The following is a 507-nucleotide window of genomic DNA, read 5'->3' on the forward strand; positions in this document are numbered from 1 at the left end:
CGATCGTTCGCCTTCCGCTTTCAACGCGCATGCCGGGCGACGGCTTGCAGCCGCTTCGCGATCTCGACAATGTTCGCGGCTTCTTAGGTGGAAACGGTCCGACAGCGTTCTTCGATCTGCCATGGATGCTGCTTTATCTTGGCATTTGCTTCCTCTTTCATTTCTGGATCGGCATGACGGCACTTATCGCGGCGGTCGGTCTCACCTCTCTGACACTTCTTGCCAACACTCTCTCGCAACGGCCGATACGGAATACCGTTGCCCACAACATGGCAACAGCGCTTTGCGATGCCGACCTGCGCCTGCAGGTGCAATCGGCCATTCTTACCGTCGGTGCGTCCCTTGTCGTCAGGCAGGAGGCTACGGCCGGGGTCATGATTGTCAGTTCGATAATGATGGGGCGTGCGCTGGCTCCGGTCGACCTGGCCATTTCAAGCTGGAAATCCTTCCTCATGGCGCGCCAGGGTTGGGCGCGGCTGGAGGACCTCTTGGAAAAGGTTCCTGAAT

1 pseudogene is annotated in these 507 nt (G+C 58.4%); it reads left to right on the plus strand.

Features of this window, described 5'->3' with window-relative positions:
- Positions 1–507 (plus strand): annotated as a pseudogene (locus NKJ26_RS33520) (type I secretion system permease/ATPase); the annotation flags it as partial.

It is taken from the genome of Mesorhizobium sp. M0152, from assembly GCF_040322415.1.
In the GTDB taxonomy this organism is placed as follows: Bacteria; Pseudomonadota; Alphaproteobacteria; order Rhizobiales; family Rhizobiaceae; genus Mesorhizobium.